The sequence below is a fragment of the Desulfogranum marinum genome (assembly GCF_016918565.1).
Taxonomy (GTDB): domain Bacteria; phylum Desulfobacterota; class Desulfobulbia; order Desulfobulbales; family Desulfobulbaceae; genus Desulfogranum; species Desulfogranum marinum.
The window spans coordinates 18,503-35,388 of record NZ_JAFFQD010000033.1 but is presented as its reverse complement, the minus strand read 5'-3'; the positions used below and the strand labels follow the sequence as shown (position 1 = coordinate 35,388).

At 50.4% G+C, this 16,886-nt stretch carries 16 protein-coding genes; 12 read left to right on the top strand and 4 right to left on the bottom strand.

Features of this window, described 5'->3' with window-relative positions; translation table 11 throughout:
* Nucleotides 1–243 precede the first annotated feature (243 nt).
* The 4 genes from JWH17_RS16760 to JWH17_RS16745 all read left to right on the top strand — a co-directional run bounded on the left by JWH17_RS16760 (nucleotide 244) and on the right by JWH17_RS16745 (nucleotide 3,624).
* A complete protein-coding gene (locus JWH17_RS16760) occupies nucleotides 244–1,488 on the top strand; it encodes an MgtC/SapB family protein (RefSeq protein ID WP_205223807.1) in 1,245 nt (414 codons plus the stop codon).
* A gap of 991 nt (nucleotides 1,489–2,479) precedes the next feature.
* A complete protein-coding gene (locus JWH17_RS16755; RefSeq protein WP_332468429.1) occupies nucleotides 2,480–2,737 on the top strand; it encodes a hypothetical protein in 258 nt (85 codons plus the stop codon).
* A 166-nt stretch (nucleotides 2,738–2,903) separates the two neighbouring features.
* A complete protein-coding gene (locus tag JWH17_RS16750; RefSeq protein WP_205223806.1) occupies nucleotides 2,904–3,077 on the top strand; it encodes a DUF1328 family protein in 174 nt (57 codons plus the stop codon).
* Nucleotides 3,078–3,147: 70 nt separating this feature from the next.
* The gene (locus tag JWH17_RS16745; RefSeq protein ID WP_205223805.1) at nucleotides 3,148–3,624 is read left to right on the top strand and encodes a hypothetical protein; all 477 of its coding nucleotides are present in this window, start codon (nucleotides 3,148–3,150) and stop codon (nucleotides 3,622–3,624) included.
* A 216-nt stretch (nucleotides 3,625–3,840) separates the two neighbouring features.
* On the opposite strand, the gene JWH17_RS16740 is transcribed toward JWH17_RS16745, so the two are convergent.
* The gene (locus tag JWH17_RS16740) at nucleotides 3,841–4,740 is read right to left on the bottom strand and encodes a CHAD domain-containing protein (protein ID WP_205223804.1); all 900 of its coding nucleotides are present in this window, start codon (nucleotides 4,738–4,740) and stop codon (nucleotides 3,841–3,843) included.
* A 244-nt stretch (nucleotides 4,741–4,984) separates the two neighbouring features.
* Between JWH17_RS16740 and JWH17_RS16735 the strand changes: the two genes are divergently transcribed.
* The 3 genes from JWH17_RS16735 (at nucleotide 4,985) to JWH17_RS16725 (ending at nucleotide 6,620) form a co-directional block, all read left to right on the top strand.
* Complete coding sequence (locus tag JWH17_RS16735; RefSeq protein ID WP_205223803.1) at nucleotides 4,985–5,155, top strand: hypothetical protein; 171 nt, start codon at nucleotides 4,985–4,987, stop codon at nucleotides 5,153–5,155.
* 97 nt (nucleotides 5,156–5,252) lie between these two features.
* Nucleotides 5,253–5,744 (top strand): universal stress protein, encoded by a 492-nt coding sequence (locus JWH17_RS16730; RefSeq protein ID WP_205223802.1) that lies wholly within the window; start codon nucleotides 5,253–5,255, stop codon nucleotides 5,742–5,744.
* Nucleotides 5,745–5,927: 183 nt separating this feature from the next.
* On the top strand, nucleotides 5,928–6,620 hold the full coding sequence (locus tag JWH17_RS16725; protein ID WP_205223801.1) for an SDR family NAD(P)-dependent oxidoreductase: 693 nt from the start codon (nucleotides 5,928–5,930) through the stop codon (nucleotides 6,618–6,620).
* 41 nt (nucleotides 6,621–6,661) lie between these two features.
* Here JWH17_RS16725 and JWH17_RS16720 read toward each other — a convergent pair whose 3' ends face one another.
* Nucleotides 6,662–7,288 (bottom strand): response regulator, encoded by a 627-nt coding sequence (locus tag JWH17_RS16720; RefSeq protein ID WP_205223800.1) that lies wholly within the window; start codon nucleotides 7,286–7,288, stop codon nucleotides 6,662–6,664.
* 534 nt (nucleotides 7,289–7,822) lie between these two features.
* Between JWH17_RS16720 and JWH17_RS16715 the strand changes: the two genes are divergently transcribed.
* A complete protein-coding gene (locus tag JWH17_RS16715; RefSeq protein WP_205223799.1) occupies nucleotides 7,823–9,286 on the top strand; it encodes a sigma-54-dependent transcriptional regulator in 1,464 nt (487 codons plus the stop codon).
* Nucleotides 9,287–9,397: 111 nt separating this feature from the next.
* Nucleotides 9,398–9,754: a TusE/DsrC/DsvC family sulfur relay protein gene (locus tag JWH17_RS16710; RefSeq protein WP_205223798.1), complete on the top strand. Its 357-nt coding sequence runs from the start codon at nucleotides 9,398–9,400 to the stop codon at nucleotides 9,752–9,754.
* Between the two features lie 137 nt (nucleotides 9,755–9,891).
* On the opposite strand, the gene JWH17_RS16705 is transcribed toward JWH17_RS16710, so the two are convergent.
* Nucleotides 9,892–10,266: a desulfoferrodoxin gene (locus tag JWH17_RS16705; protein WP_205223797.1), complete on the bottom strand. Its 375-nt coding sequence runs from the start codon at nucleotides 10,264–10,266 to the stop codon at nucleotides 9,892–9,894.
* A 197-nt stretch (nucleotides 10,267–10,463) separates the two neighbouring features.
* On the opposite strand from JWH17_RS16705, the gene JWH17_RS16700 reads away from it, so the two are divergent.
* From JWH17_RS16700 to JWH17_RS24890, 3 genes are all read left to right on the top strand, one after another.
* Nucleotides 10,464–10,733, top strand: coding sequence for a hypothetical protein (locus tag JWH17_RS16700; protein WP_205223796.1), 270 nt, complete (start codon nucleotides 10,464–10,466; stop codon nucleotides 10,731–10,733).
* Between the two features lie 278 nt (nucleotides 10,734–11,011).
* Nucleotides 11,012–11,194, top strand: coding sequence for a hypothetical protein (locus tag JWH17_RS16695; RefSeq protein ID WP_205223795.1), 183 nt, complete (start codon nucleotides 11,012–11,014; stop codon nucleotides 11,192–11,194).
* Nucleotides 11,195–11,220: 26 nt separating this feature from the next.
* Nucleotides 11,221–11,811, top strand: a complete 591-nt coding sequence (locus JWH17_RS24890) for a hypothetical protein (RefSeq protein ID WP_205223794.1) — start codon at nucleotides 11,221–11,223, stop codon at nucleotides 11,809–11,811.
* Between the two features lie 114 nt (nucleotides 11,812–11,925).
* Here the strand turns inward: JWH17_RS24890 and JWH17_RS16685 are convergent, their stop codons facing one another.
* Nucleotides 11,926–16,659, bottom strand: coding sequence for a chemotaxis protein CheB (locus JWH17_RS16685; RefSeq protein WP_205223793.1), 4,734 nt, complete (start codon nucleotides 16,657–16,659; stop codon nucleotides 11,926–11,928).
* Between the last annotated feature and the right edge of the window lie 227 nt (nucleotides 16,660–16,886).

The window sequence follows — 16,886 nt, the reverse complement described above, 5'->3', positions numbered from 1 at the left end:
AAACGACAGGAATGTGGACCTCAGGGGCAATGGCCCGTAAGTTGCAATTGTATGATTATAGCTGAACCTCGGGAGTGGACGAAAATGGTGCAGGTGCATTTTCTGCACACAGCGATAAGTTGAGCTTAACCAACATCCGCACCACGCTGGTTGGAGTGAAGGGAAACCTTCATCAGCGTGGCCATCTGCAATCAACGAGCAGGAGCGGAGAAGAGAGGAGGGGGATAGAGATCGTTTGGACCCATGACAGATTCAATCATCTATCAACACTTCGAGACATATGTGCTGGCAATGCTGCTTGGTGCCTTGCTTGGCTTGGAGAGAGAGCGAAAGGAGCGTCGGCTGGCAGGCCTGCGCACTTTTATTCTCGTGGTACTTTTTGGTGCTATTTGCGGCCAGTTGAGCCAGATCATCGATAATCAGTGGTTGCTGATGGCTGGTATGCTTGCCGTGGCCGCGCAGACGATAACCGTTCAGATACTCCGCCTGGATAGGGGGAACGAGGAGCCCGGTTTAACAACCCTGTCGGCGCTGCTCATTGCCTTTACAATCGGAGCGCTGGTTGCTTTTGATCTCCAGTCCTCTGCTGTTGCTCTCAGCCTCGCTACCACGGTTATTCTTTATTTCAAACCGCAGCTGCATGCATTCACCCATCGCCTCAAGCGACAGGACCTTGTGGCGATTTTTCAGTTCTGTCTGCTCGCATTTGTTATCCTGCCGGTATTGCCAAACCATTCATACGGCCCATATGGAACGCTCAACCCATATAACATCTGGTTGATGGTCGTCATGATCAGCGGATTCAACGTGGTGGGCTATGTTACTCTCAAGCTGATCGGCAGCCGCTGGGGAGGCCCATTTCTCGGTCTTATAGGTGGTCTTGTGTCCAGCACTGCAACGACCTTTTCTATCAGCAGACATGCCCGTGCCAATCCTACATTCTCGATGACCGGGGCGCTGGTCATTGCATTGGCCTCGGCCATAGCTCTGGTGCGCATGGCGTTGCTTATTGGTGTGATTTATCTGCCGCTGCTTGAAGAGCTGGTAGTGCCGCTTGGCACGATGTTTATTGGCGGTCTGGTGCCGGCGCTGTGGATTTGGCACCGTCTCGGCAACAAGGAGGTGCCAGTGCCAGAGACCAAAAACCCCGCAGAGTTAAAACAGGCCGTTCTATTTGGTATGCTCTACGCAATAATCCTGGTCGCGGTTTCAGGCGGTAAGGATTTTTTTGGTGAAAAAGGGGTGTATATTGTCGCGCTTCTCTCTGGTTTAACCGATGTAGATGCCATTACCCTGTCCAACTCCAGGCTGGCCGGCCAGGAAGTCCTTGCCCTTTCTCAGGCAGGTATCAGTCTGCTCATCGCTTTTGTAGCCAACTTGGCGTTCAAACTGGCGCTTGTCGGTTTCATTGGCACCATGAAGATGACTTGGTACGTGCTGCTCTGTTTTGCAGGGCTGGCTGTGCCTGCCGTTATTGTCATGTGGTAAACCGGTGAACCGGTTACGTCTGTAAAAATCCTTTCATATCGGACATCTTCCGGTATTGCCGGAAAAAAGAACGGGGGGAGGCTGCTCACCTAGGAAGCCGTGACCTGCTGTTAAGATCCTGTTCTTACTTCCGTTCGTAGTGCAGGCTGGGATGAGTTTCCTCAGCCTGCACTACTGGCGTGCCAACCGTTGTTGCCTGTTCCACCATGTTGCCCCCCGGGCCGAATAAGAAGAGGGCACGTATCAATTGGAACTGTTAGCGCTTTATGCACCTATCCGGTTGATTTGCTGTCAGGAACGGAACAACAACGACGAACTATGCGGATTTTGCGTTTTTGAACTGGGCGCACAGGTCATGTAGGCGTTTGCGCAGCTCTTTTATTTTGTTTGAATCTTCCTCTCCCTGCCAACGAGGCTCGCTGATTGAGAAGATGGATTTTCCAGATTCATCAAGATAATGCTCTGTCGCCTTGCACCACTCGTCAGTGCATATTTGCTACATCTCTGCAGCTTCACCTATATCTTTTTCCAGCAGATCGATAGTCTCAGAGAGGCTGGAGATGAAATCCCGATGTGCCCGTTGAAACGATTCTTCTATTACTTTTTGATGTTCCATATCATGCTCCGTGTGTTGATTTGCGGTAGTGGTGTACTCACGGGGTCGTTCACTTGCTCAACCATCATCATGTACCTACAGGTCCGAGAGCAGGCGATGTCGCTCCAGTGTCGCTCAACCTTCAACCGTAGATTGAGGGTACACTTACACCACATCCAGCAAATAATGTACACAGACGTTTCCCAGGCATGGTGGTAGGCCACGTCGTTTTGTTCAGGAGTTGTCTATGCCGTGAATGGTATACTTTTTGTAGGTTCTTTCATAGAAGCGTGAGCATGGATCGAGTTTCTCCAAGCTCGGCACATCTTCTATTCGGCTCTATACAATGCCGCATGAAGTGAAGCGAACGTCAGATAAAGAGAAAGAGAGAGGTGGATGATGCACGATAAAGATGAATTATGTCGTCAGATTATTTCTATGTACCCTGAAATCGGTGAATGCGGAATTGATGTCAACGTTGCATTTGACCAGGAAAAAAATGCATGGGTCGTCGACCTGAAGAAAGATGATCACGAACTCAAGCACCACCTGGAAGTTCCCGATGCAGACGATTGCATGGAGGGAAAACAGTGCGTTTCATTGGGGCTGGAAATCGCCCAGTTGAAAAAGCATATCCAGGGAAAGCAGTTTTAGGTAAACCAAGGCGTAGACCCTGTCCGCCTTTTCGGGAACGGTTCCTGCGGATATGGGCAATCTGTGTCCACGGATGAACGGGTGAATTTCCACGGATGAACGGGTGAAGTCCTTGCGCTTTTGTCAGGGTAACTTTAGCGCTCATCACCACGTAAACGGAGGTCGTATGTTGACATGGACACTGCTGTTTCTCGTTGTGGCGGTGGTTGCCGCAGCACTTGGCTTCACCGGTATTGCAGGAGCTGCGGCTGGTATAGCCAAAATTTTATTTTTTCTTTTCATCGTCTTGTTCGTCATTTCCCTGGTAGCAGGGACCGCGAGAAAAAGAAGGATGCGATAGGAGGCGTAGTGCCTTAACATTTTGTTTTTTATTAAAAAAATTTTATCACCATATACATCGGAGGCAATCAATGTATACAAACAATCGTTCTTTATACCTCAGGATGCTTTATCTGCTTGTTCTTTTTGTCTTTTTTTCCTCATGCACCGCACTGGCGGAAACAAGCAAAAAAGAAACCAAAAAAGAGATAGAAGAAGCTGTTGCCGCTATAGGCGAATACAGTAACGCCCAGAAAGATGCTGCTCTGGCCAAAGCCAAAGAGTTGATGGCATCCTTTGATGAACAGGTGGAGGCCTGGGAGGGAACAATGGACGAACAGTGGGCGGCAATGAAAGATTCCTCCCGAGAGAAGTACAGGGAATCGGTCAAGCAGTTACAGCAGCAGCGGAATGAGCTTTCCGAATGGTATGGAAGTATGAAATATAGTTCGGATAAAGCATGGCACGAGGTCAAAGAGGGGTTTGCTGCGACCTATGAAAACGCTGTTGATGCCTTTAACACCAGCAAGGAGGAGGCCGCTTCGGCAGCAGGGAAAGCCGAAGAGTAGACCGGTTCTGAACAGGGAGGTGTCCGGCATGCATTACCGCCTATGAATGGCCTTTGATCATACGTTACCTGTAAACAGTTGAGGCGCCCTCCCGCAGTTGGGAGGGCGCGTGATGTTTTTATTCCCTGCCTCATTTTTTCCGTTCTGCCGGCGCTGCGCTGGCCCAATACCAGCTGATTTTTTAGAAATGAATGGTTCAACAGGGCCATTCACTGGTTATTGTTTTTGCCACATCTCCCAGTACGTCCCAAACCGCCGAACCTGGGAACCAGGTTTTTCCGCAAACAGATAGGTGCCGAGAAGCCTGGCATCGGTGCGCAGGCTGTGGCGTCGGCGGTCGATAAGTCCGTACAGCACCTGGCGCTGTCGGTCATCACCGAATGCATCCGGGGTGGTCAGCACGGTCGTCAACAGTACATCCAGGTCATGGTCGTCTCCAAGAGCATCGGCAAGCTTGTCAGCGGTTTCTTCCTGTACGGTAAGCATTTCCGGCCAGATACCATGGAGCAGGCGAAGGTGATACCAGTGGTATTTAACTAGTTTGCGCCATTCATGGAAACGCTCCGTTGATGGAGAAAGGTAGGCACGTGAAAAATATTTTCTTCCCCTGCGAAAGGTCTTGCGCAGGCCATCGGCAACCGCGGCATACCCCTCCTCGTTTACCTGCCATTCCTCTATTCGATGCTCCAGTTTATGCATCTTTCCCAGGAAAATTTCCAGTCGTTGATCCATATCTTCCTGATCGTCCGTGATACGCTGTCGGCGAGCGATAAGCTCTTGCCGCACCTTGTGAAAGACACGTTCATCCACCTGTCCGGCATAATAGGTCTGCAGGCTGTCAACGGATTCGATGATCGACTGGGCGTCGCGTATAGAGGAAAGCTCGCGTGCGGCATCACGCAGGAATACATTCTCTTGTCGGTAAGCATCGAACGTAGGGCGGATGAGCCGTATCAGCCCTCGCAGCTTTTTGCACCGTTTCCGGACCTGGTGGACTGTGGGGTGTGGGTCCAATGCCAAGTCGCGTAATTCATCGATCGCTTTTATTACCTGCTCTTCTGCGACGCTGTGAACGGCATCCTCTATGTTTTTTCCCTTCTCCAGTTGATAGCCCATTTATCTTTCTCCTCTTCTCAGCGTAGGTTCGTTCTCCTGAACTGGGGGATATCCCCGAAGCGTCTGGAGACTACAATTCAAATATTGTTCCAGTCACGCATGCTATAGATGGCAACAGGTGGGAGGGGCAGGCTGCACAAAGGGCAATGGCTTTCAGGATGACATGGCGGCTGGGCCTGGCATGCTATTTGAGAAGACAATTACAGGTATACAGACCGATGAGCCAACCTACACGAGGAGATCAATGTCGACAGCTAGCGCCAAGGAAATATTACAAGCCACATTTGAGCAGATTGATGCGATTGTGGAAGAAAAGCAAAACAGCGAACAGAGAAAACAAGGCAGAAAGCACCGGACCAGAGGAAGAAGGGTATCGGAGAACGGAAAAACATGCACGGCTGACAGTCTCCGTTGAGTGTAGATGTACACCGTGTAGTCCTCTTTGACGCGCATCGTTTACCGGGCGCAGCACTTGACTACGCGATCTTATTTGCAGCAGGGAGTGTTTGAGCATGGAAATCAGAGCTATTCTTTGGCCGACCGAGAGCTATACCCCGTCACAGAAAATTATTGATGCCGTTGTCACCCTGGCAGAGCGGTTTCAGGCAAAAATATATGTCCTACACGCGGTAACACCCATACCGATATTTCCCGAATCTGTTTCAGCTGTGGAAGTGGTACCGACTTTTGACGTTGGACTCTACGAGCGTGAGTTGGTGAAAACAGCGAAAAAAAGCCTGGCTGCTGTTGTCAGGCAGCAGGTGCCCGAAGGTATGGATGCTGAATCCCATGTTATAGTCGGTCATCCGCGTGATGTGATTCTCGATTTTGTCGAAGAGAAAAACATCGATGTGGTTGTTATGGCAACCCATGGGCGAAGCGGTGTTGATCGCCTGCTCATCGGTTCCGTAGCCGGATTGACCATCAGGCACTGTCCTGTGCCCCTGTTTGTCATTCCTCTTGACAAGGACGAAGCAACCGAAAAACCTGCGGACAATGCCTAAAACGGGTGACCTGATGGTGAAGAGTTGCATGTACTTGAAGAACCTGCAGGAGGAACAATCGGACACTTTGTCTACCTGCATCATGGCTTGCTCCATTTGGGCAAGCACCAAAGGGCGCGGGCATTGTGGAGTATGGCACGATGTGCTGTATATACCAGGAATGAAGCGGGATGGAGCAATATCTTGAACAGAGTTCTTATCACCGGAAGTAATCGAGGGTTGGGGCTTGAATTTGTCCGCCAGTACCTGGAGGACGGGTGGCGGGTATATGCGACCTGTCGTCGACCGGCTGAAGCAGAAGAGCTACTCCGCCTTGCCCAAATTTACAGTGAAGTTCGCCTGTTGCGTCTTGATATAACCAAAAGCGAGGACATAAGCAGTGTCATCCGGGAACTGAACAACATCCCCATCAATGTATTGATCAACAATGCCGGCGTACGCTTCAAGAGCGGTCACGCTGGCACGGATTGTTTCCAGTACGATCTCTGGTATCGCACCTTTGAGACCAATACCATGGGGACTGTCCGGATAACCCAGGCCTTGTTAGACAATATCGAACAAAGCAATCAGGTCCGACTGGTGGTGGTCTTGAGCTGTGCAACAGCGGGCTACGATGGCCTTGATCAGGTGGATGAGATATATTACCATTCAAGCAAGGCTGCGCTCAATGTGGCAATGCAAGGCCAGATCAAGGCCTTGAAGCGGCGAAAAATCGGGGTGCTACTCTTTCATCCCGGCCGGGTGATGAGCCGTATGGGGGGAACAGAGGGCATTTCGCCGCAACAAAGCGTTGCTGGAATGAGAAGCATTATCCAGGCCTTTACTTTGGAGCAAAGTGGCAGATTGCTGCAGCATGACGGCCGGATACTTACCTGATCGTGCACAGACGATTACCCTGATGTGGGCGGTGTGCCTGATTACCGTTCATTTTTCTTGGTAGGAGTGAATTGTGCGGTAAAGGTTGCCCGACATTCCGGACAAAGCTTTCTTCCCTGATGAGACTGAATTATTTCCTGATAATATTCATCGATATCCATCCACCCTTTATCGTCACTCTGTATTTTTCTGCATCCCACGCATAAGGTGAGGATCGTTTCCAGTTTGTTGATTTGCTCCAGGGCTGAGGTGAGGTCATTGAGCAGGTCTTCTTTACTCTGAAGAATACCTCTTCGTTCGATGGAGTGAGCGATAGACTTGCCGAGTGAGGAGGGCGAGAGATTCTGCCGTTCGATATAGTCCTGGGCGCCAAATCGTACGCACTGAAGAGCCAGTGCCTCATCTTCCCGATCGGTAATAACGATGATTGCCGAATGGGGCGAAGCCTTGCTTAATCGGCGAACAGTGTCCAGCCCTTGAGAGTCTGGCAGAAAAAGGTTAGTGAGCACCACATCAAAATCATAATGGTCCAGAAGGGCCAGCGCACTCTGCAACGTGCCAGCCTCCTCGATTGCATCGCTGTCGGCCTGTTTTTGTTCCAGGCACTTTCTTATCAGGATGATGTCATCGCTATGTTTTTCTACAATCAGTATTGACAGTGCATGCATGCTGAATCTGCGGGTGTAAGGACGGTTCCTGTTGAGGATAGTTACGGTTCGGAGGATAACGATACTGCGGAGTTACCACCCCGTAGGTAGTTACAAATTTTTTACTCTGCGTAGATGGTGCGAGCTTTATTTTCGTAGACCTCGATTGTATAAGAAAACGTGTTTTGCCTAGATACCTTGTTGCATGCAGGAATCGTTCTTGATTAGAGACAAAAGGAGTTTTGCTAGGGCCTTCCTTCTCATCGACGGGTGTGCCCGCACAGCCTATATGCGTTGCCGGTAGGCCACTATAGTGCAAATACTTATAAAATCTACTCCAGCATGTCAAGCAAAGGACAACACCCGCCTGCTCAGTCCAGGGCGCGGTATGATAGCGCTCACCGTCTGGTGATGGATAACGCGTCGACGCACATGACCTTTTCCTCTTGATTTTGTTGCGTTTTTATTAAATAGTATGGTTAAATAGAGCGCGGTTATGGGGCAGCATTGTTTTATCGACTACAACCCCCTTCAATCACTTGAGTTACCGGTTTTATGACCACCATCCCGTCACATCCAGCCCTACTGCTTATCGACAACGACCCGAAGCTGCGGGCCTTACTGGAGGAAAATAACTCTGACAGTGCAGTCCGCATTGTTTGCGCATCTACGCTGCAGGAAGGTGTAGGGAAAAACAGGGAAGAAAGCTACGACGTCGTGCTTTTGCGGGATCGCCTTTCCGATGGGCTTGCCAGTGAGATAATTCCTGATCTGCAGGCAGGCCTGGACAGCCCTGAAATTATTATCTTCACCATAGACGGCGATCCCCTAGAGGCGGAAAAAGCGCTCAAGGCAGGGGTGTGGGAGTATATTATCGATTCATCGCCAGCGGATATCTTGCCGAAAATTGTCCGCCGGGCGCTGCGCTATCGAAAGAACAAAGTTGAAGACATCGAGAAGCGCCTGCAAGGCGTACGGGCTGAGCTAAGGAGCAGCGGCATTATCGGTAGCAGTAAGATAATGCAAAACTGTATCGACCTGACTGTGCGCATTGCAGAGTCTGATGCAAACGTATTGATAGCCGGGGAATCGGGGACCGGCAAGGAACTTTTTGCGGCCACCATTCATAACCTGAGTTCCCGCTCGGAAAACAACTTCGCCATAGTCGACTGCGCCGCACTGCCCCCCTCTTTGGCGGAATCCATTCTTTTCGGCCATGCCAAAGGCTCGTTTACCGGAGCCGATAAACAGCAGCCCGGCCTTATCCCGCAATCAGACCGCGGCACCCTGTTCCTTGACGAAATAGGAGAACTGCCAATTGATATCCAGAAAAAATTTCTTCGTATTGTTCAGGAACGCACCTATCTTCCGGTTGGGGCAACCACGGAAAGAAAAATCAATTTCAGGCTGATAGCTGCAACCAACAAAGATCTGCACGCTATGACAGAGGCGGGCGAGTTCAGAGAGGATCTGATTTTTCGCTTAAAGACCTTTCATCTGGAACTCCCTGCGTTGAGGACCCGGGTTGCGGATATTGCCGAGCTTGCCTACTACTGCCGTGATAAGTTCTGTAAGCGGGAGAAACTGAAGAAAAAAAAATTTTCCCCGGATTTTCTCCTGGTGCTTACCCAGTACGAGTGGCCTGGAAACGTACGGGAACTTTTCCAGGCCATAGAACGATCGATTGTCGATGCGCGGGAAAGTACGGTGTTGTATCCGATTCATCTGCCTCCCGGTATTCGGGTGCAGGTCGCCCAAAAAAAACTGGAGCAAAGTAAAGCTGCAGACCGCCACGTTCCCGGCGATTTTTCGGCTGAAAAATTAGGGCAGGCCCTGCCGACCTTAAAGCAAGCGCGCGAACAGGCTATTGCCTACCAGGAGGAAAGATACCTGCAGAAAGTACTCGCCCTGACCGGCGGTGATATAAAGCAATGTTGCCAGATTGCCGACCTTTCCCGATCACGCCTCTATGATCTGTTGAAAAAATATAATCTCCCTGCACGCCGGTCCTCCTCCTAGCCGGGTGGTGCCCCTCTCCGTTTCCATTCCTCAGAACCGCTCTGCTCCTGCTCTCATGGTATGCCTTTTGCAAAAATGAAGGTAAACCATGAATTGAACAAGGAGTCCATTATGCCTGAATTGACTGTAGCCGGAAAAACAATTGTTCTGGATGAGGAAGATTTTCTCGTTAACCAGGATGACTGGAACCATGATGTAGCTAGGGCTATTGCCCGACGGCTTGGTATTGACGAACTTTCGACAGAACAGATAGAAATTATTGAGTTTATACGAAAGTACTACCGCCAGTACGAAGCCTTCCCTATGCTCAATTATGTTTGCAAGCATGTGGACCAGCCGAAACAATGTATGAACAACGAGTTTATAAATCCGATGAAAGCCTGGAAAATAGCCGGGTTGCCAAAGCTAGACGGTATACATTTTGTCAATGTCGACGGCAAGCACTATCAGATGGAGACCTGCTGCTGATCGTCGTAAGTGCACTCAACCTGTAGTTGCTGCTGGAGAGGGCCTTGCACGGAGAACAGGAGCAACGCACCGTACCCCAAGGGACAGTGCGTTGCGGTTCCTCCAGGACAGAAAAGGGGAGCAGGAAGCGGAAGTCGCTATGCCTTCCACAGCCCATGAATATTACAGTACTCCCGGGCCGAGACATCGGTTGCTTCAAGGCAGAAAAAGGCCTCCGGGGCTGCTCCTGGCTGGAGAAACTGGTAATAGCTTATGCCGTCGGCAACAAGCTCAATCCACTCGATATAATGTTTGTCTTCCATAGGATGAGGGGTGCTCCCTACGGTAACCTTGTACCCGTTGGAGAGTTTTTCGATAACAGGAACGTGCTTTTCCGTGGCAGCGTCGACCGTATTCTCCGTGAGTAACACCATGTCCTCTCCGCAGCAGACCAGGTCGCCATCGCCGCCATGCAGAACCATAACGATATTGCCGCAAGCTTCACATCTATAAATCTCTGATTTAGTTGCCATTGTATCTCCTTATAAAAAGGTTGGTTGAATGCATGTCCAAAAGAGGTACATGCGGTTATGTAGGAATGTTTTGTCTGTTTTTTTCATAAAACTGGGGGCATGGAAAATTTGAAGAGGTTATTCATTAAATTTTTCATGCCGAGGAAGAGGAGAAAACCTATAACGGGTCAATTGTTCTAAAAACAGCAGGAGGTAAAATGAAAACTGCACAACATGATGTTTCTGATAAAAAGCATACAATGAAAATTACTGTTGCATCTGATGTGTTTAACAAATTACACGTCCTTGCTGAGGCAAAAGATGTCGCAGTAGAAGAGGTTGTCGTTGGTTTTATTCAAGAAGGGCTCGACGAAGAAAAGTCATTGATTAGAAAAGAAGAGCACTTTGAGCAGCTCAAACAGGTTATGAAAGAACACGACATACCTGAGCCTGCCGTGAATGCTTTGCGGGATGCCTTCCTGTACTAACCCTCACAGCTGTCATCTTTATCGATTCACTGCCCTGGTCCTGCTTGGTAGGTAATCGACGTCCCCGCTGTTTCGGTCTCTTACCGAAACAGCGGGGTATTTATCTGGTGCCGGGGGCAGCGTACCCCTCAACGCAGCAGCTGAGCTACAATGCGCTCCTACACTTCCTTTGTTGGGTGCCCGCGCTTTTAACGGATCCTTGCAATCTTGGTGCCGGTTAGTATGATTGGTGCATGGGGCTGGGATAAACTTTTCCGGTACCTTGGGGGAGAGTGGATGTGGAGAGAGGGCGAGTACTTGCCAAACACGATGGTAGAGCGGTGGCTGTGTGGCACCGTAGAGAAGTTTTTCCGAAAAAAGAGGATAATTCCGGTTGCATCGGACAACCGGAAGCATGTGTTGCTGATGAAGGGGACCCGCCGTTTACGGTGATGACTCTCTGGGGCAGGATTCTGGTGTAGGGATGATGGTGAATAAACGGTGATTTATGATTTTTCGATTTTTTCCCTGGAAGTTCCTGCTCAATCGAGCAGCAAGAAAATATGGTTTTCTCGATCCGGTTACCTTTTTGGCTCGACTGCGCAGTTTTGTTCAACCTTCAGAGGTTCAGGAGCCTATAGAACTGCTCAGAGCCGGGATGGTCTTTCACGCCCGCGGGCTGCTGAATACCAAAGCCATCCAGCATAATCTGGATTGGGTCTGGCCATATTGGACTGTCAGGCAGTTTAATCCAAGCGATCCTTCGTTTATCCCCAGGGCGTTTTCTTTTTCCCATGTCAACCTCACCCCTCGTAATTGGACTGCGGTCGGGTTGCCCGATATCGCCCTCTATCCCATCGTTGATCCACGCGGACTGGTCAATTGGTTGCTGGTTTTTCAGCCGTGGCGGGAAAACGGTGTTTCCCTCTACGCTGGAGCAGGTGGATCAGCGCCTGGTCGACGACGAAAACCGTACAGTCATAACCCCGTGTCAGGCAGAGGGCTTGTCAGGGTCGATCCGGTTGTTCTGGTCGGTCTAGCGGTTCTCCTTGTTTTGGGAATCGGGGCTTATTCCTTGTTGAAAAAACGCAATCCATAGGTCGCCTCACAGCGCAGTGGCGTGCGCCTGCATTACACAATTGATGCTGTTTTTCCAGGAAAGACAAGCACATTGCACACCTCAGGGGCTGGGTTCTCACGGGCGCCTGGTCCGCTACTGATCAGGAAAGGAATCCTTATCTTGCTGGTTGAGCGCTTCTTGTATGGTGGCAAGGAGCTCTTCTCTGGCTGTTGGCTTCATCAAAAACGCCTTAATGCCGATGGCTTTTGCCTGTTCTTCGTCGATGACAGCGCTGTGTCCTGTACAGAGAATGATCGGTATATCTGCTCTGATGGCGAGCGCTTTCTTTGCCAGTTCAGCACCGGAGAGGTGAGGCATTGTTTGGTCGGTGATAATGAGATCAAAGGCAGCAGGTGCCTTGCGGAAGCGTTGGAGTGCGCGTTCGCTGTCGTTGATTGCGGTGACCGCGTATCCAGCGTGATGGAGTAGGCGTTGGTTGAGTTGTACTATCCCGTCATCATCATCAACAAAGAGGATGTGTGTATTGGGTAGTGCCTGCCCGGTCTGTGGCTGTTCTCCGCCAGCAGCCTGCTGGTGTTGTCGACTGGGTATGATGGGGAAATAAACCCTGAACCGGGTTCCTTTTCCCTCGGTACTGCTGACCCTAATGAATCCGCCGCTTCGCTTGATGATACCGTGGACAACGGCAAGACCCATTCCGCTGCCCTTGCCGACCTCCTTGGTTGTGAAGTAGGGTTCAAAGATCCGTTCCATCGTCTGCTTGCTCATGCCGCATCCGGTGTCCGCCACGGTGAGGACGGCAAAGTAGCCGGGATCGATTGCAGGTTCATTGACGAGATCTCTATCTGCTAGCTGTTCTTGCCGTAATTCCACAGATATCTCTCCCTTTTCGTCCGTGAGCGCATGGGCGGCGTTGGTGCACAGGTTGACTACGATCTGGTGGATATACGTCTTGTTCGCCAGAATTGGACCGCAATCCGAGCTTATTCGTTCGCTGATATCGATAGTGGTTGGGATGGTAGCGCGGGCAAAATTGAGTGCCTCGCGGACTACTGCCGGTGTATCCAATTCCACCTTTTTAATCTGTTCCCTGCGGCAGAAGGTTAATATCTGTTTGACGAGTTCAGCGGCATTCCTGCTTGCTTGAATGATCGCTTCCAGGGAGCGTTTGGCCGGGTTGAAATCGTCAACAGCATCGAGGCCTATCTCTGCATTACCAAGGATAACCGCCAGAATATTATTGAAATCGTGGGCAATCCCCCCGGCAAGGGTCCCAAGTGACTCAACGTTTTGGTGTTCGCGCAGATTTTTCTCGATCAATTTTTTTTCTGAGATGTCCAGTCCTATGCCGATGCGGAACTCGTCATCGAGTTTTACGTTTGACCAGACTGTATCCACGGTCGTGCCATTTTTATTGGTCAGGGGAAACTCTTTCCATTCAGTACTCCCTTTTTCCATATATTGGGCTGCTTTTTTCCGCAGCTCAGGGTCTGGGTAGCATTGTGCCATCACGTCAACGGTATTGACCTCTTCCTGCGTCCATCCCGTAATTTGCTCAAAGGCATTGTTTACCAGTGTTATATGGTGGCGTTGGTCGTAGGTGGTTATCATTACCGGGATGTTATCAATGATGGCCTGCAGTATTTTTTTGTTTCGTTCCAGTTCCAGCAAGGTTTTATGTTGGGAAGTGGTGACCTGAAAATAGACGGATATCCCGTTTTTTTTCGGGAACACTCTGACGTTGTACCAGTTTGTATACGGTTCAACCTCAAAGTGGGTTTCGAAATTTCGAGGTTGCTTGTCGCGCAGGGCAGCTAGGTACTCTTTTTCAAAAATTGATCCTGCAGCCTCTGGAAACACGCCGAATATTTTTTCTCCCAGCACCTCATCAGGGCTGCGGCCTAAAAGTTTGCTCGCGGCTCGATTGAAATAGGTTATACGCAGGTCCTGGTCGAGGGAAAAGAAGCCGTCGCTGATACTGCTCAAGGTGTCGTTGAGTTCCAGGAGTTTATTCCGTTCCTCGGTGATATCGCGAGATACCAGCAGGAGGGAGGATATGGTGCCACTGGCAGAGAATTCCGGCACAATCCGAGCGTGAAAATGGCTGGTTCTGCCGTCAACAGAGGGGAAGGTGAACTCAAAGTCATGTTCACGCTGGGTAAGGAGCGGCTTGCGCATCTCCTCTTCCCATAGTGAGCAGAGATCCTTTGGCATGCCCAGTTCGCGATTGGTCTTGCCAATGAACTCCTCTTTTTCCAGGCCCGCGTACTCTTCAACGGCATTGTTGACATACAGGTGACGCATCTGCATGTCAAATCGCGCCACTATGTCAGGAGCGTTTTCCGCCAGTGCTTGAAATTCCTGCTGGCGCCTATGGCTCGAGGTTACGTCATAAAAAGAGAGAATGGCTCCGCTGATGGTCTCAGCTTCATCATGATACGGATGAAATTTACTGCTATAGACCCTGGTTGCACCGGAGATGGTCAACTCGATGACTTTTCCCGTGGCTATCACCTGATCAAGGTGCTCACGAAAATTCGGCAGGGTGCAACGGGTGCCGACGTTGGTGATCACCTGCCCTGCTTCTCCTGGTCTGATGTCAAAAATCCATGTTGCTGTAGGCGTACTGCGTCGAATGCGCATCTCTTTGTCGATCACCACCAGGGGGATATCGAGCCTGCGGAACACGTTTTCCAGGTCATCGTTTGCTTCGCTGAGCTCCTGTGATTTTACCTGCAGTTCCTGATTGACCGTGTTCAGCTCCTCGTTGGTTGCCTGGAGCTCTTCGTTGCTGGTCTCAAACTCTTCATTGGTTGCCTGCAGTTCCTCATTGGAGGATTGCAGCTCTTCATTAAGCGATTGTAACTCCTGGTTAGACGTCTCAAGCTCTTCCACCGTGGTTTGCAATCGTTCATAGGCAGCAGCAAGCTCTTGTTCTAATTCAATTACACGTTGTCTGTCCTTCTCGTCTATATCCGCTTCCTCTACCGCCTGGACGAGCTCAGGCGCCGCTGTTTCACTGAAAGCGGCAACCAGTAATCCTCCCTGTTCCTTTGTGGCTTCCAGAGGGCGAACCCGGATATCCACGTACCTGTTTCCGGCGTCCGGGTCGTTGTAGCGTATGCGTTTGCAGTTCACTTCCCGGCCTTCACGTTGCGCGCGAATGATGGATGAACGCAAAGCGGGGCGAATTTCCGGATTGACCAGATCAATGACACTCGCTCCCAGGCTGCCTTCACGGAGCTGGAAGTATTTGCTTGCTTCTCCTTTAATAAACAGCAGGTCGGTCTTGTTGTTGATCAGTACCGCAGAGGGACAAAACATACTGGCGATGGCGCTGTCTATGATTTCGCCAAAAGAGGGTTTGCTTTTTTCCGCCTTTACTTTGCCAAGGTGCGAGCGCTGGTAAGTGGAGTAAAAATTCCGTCTTTCATGGGGGGGATAGCGAACTGCAGCCTGTTCTTTTTTGAAGAGTTTATGCTTTTTAGAGACCGGTCGGAAAAGGCCCTCGCATTGGAAGACTGACTCGCTTTTTCCTAAAAAAAGGAGGCCGTCGGCATTCAAGACATAGTGAAAGGTCTCCAGGATTTTCATTTGGAGTTCCGGCTTGAAGTAGATGAGCAGGTTGCGGCAGGCGATGAGCTGGAGGCGGGCGAAAGGCGGGTCGTGAATGACGTCTTGTTTTGCAAAGACAATGCGTTCGCGGAGCGGCTTGATGACCCGATAAAATCCCTCATCATGGGTAAAGTATTTGCTTATACGTTCAGAGGAGATGGCTTCGAGGCTGGAGAGGGGGTATATGCCTTGGCGGGCATAGGCTATATTTTCCGCGTCAATGTCTGTTGCGTAGAACTGAAGATCAAAATTGAAAAAGGCCTGCCCGAGGATTTCTGCGCACAGGATGACCAGGGAGTACGCCTCTTCTCCTGTTGAACAACCGGGAATCCATACCCGAAAGGGCGGTTCCCTGTCTTCGGATCCCAGTGATCGCTTGAGCTCTTTACCCAGTGCCTCAAAGGCTTCTGGGTCGCGAAAAAAATCGGTGACCGATATCAGCACATCCTTTACCAGTTCCTGGTATTCAGCAGGTGTTTTTTTGGTGTATGCGAGATAGTTTGCTATATTCCTCAATTTGAGGACAGCGATGCGCCGCCATACACGACGATGCAGGGTAGCTTCCTTGTAGTCGGAAAAGTCGTATCCGGTATGCTCATGTATGGCCGTAATCAGGCGCTTAAGGTCGCCAGAATTGATTTCGTTGTCACTGGTGGGCTCGCTGACGGTACCGGTATCCAGTATTGAGGCGATTTCCTGGCCGAGCTTTTCCGGGGAAAGGGCAAGGTCAACACATCCCAGGCCAATGGCAGTCTTAGGCATGCCGTCATATCTGGCAGTCTCCGGTTGCTGCACCAGGGTGATCCCGTTGGCGGCTCTTATGGCTTGCAGGCCTCTGGCGCCATCCTTGCCGGTGCCGGAAAGAATAATGCCAATACTGCGTTTTTCATAGTGGTTTGCAAGCGAGGTGAAGAAAAGATCAACATTGGGCGTGGGACCACCTTCTGACTCGGTTTGGGAAAGCACGAGCCTTGAATCTCGCACCGTAATATTGTGGCCGGCAGGGGTAGTAAATATTTTTCCGGCCTCCAGTGCAAGATCGTTTTCCACTTCGACAACAGGAATGTCGGTGGTCTTTTTCAGCAGCGAGGCGAGCAGGCTGTGGTGCTGCGGGTCCATGTGCTGCACCACCACATAGGCAACATTACCTGTCGCCGGAAGCGAGGGCAGCAGTGCTTTCAGTGCCTCAAGCCCTCCGGCTGATGCACCGATGCCAACTAGAACCAAATCATCTATTATTGCCTGTTGCATACGCTACCCTTTCTCTGGTGAATTATGAGCAATGTGCAAGTGTTGCAGCCCCCCCCCCTCATCCTGGCTAACAAAACATATCACATTAATATGTTAATGAAAAAGGGACCGGAACATCTGAGCCCAAAGCAAGCGGAGCACGATGGGCGGCCACTTGAAAAACGTTTAAGCTCAGGATGAAGTAGCAATCTGGGAGTTGTCGAAAAAAGGCAGAGATGGCAGGGGAT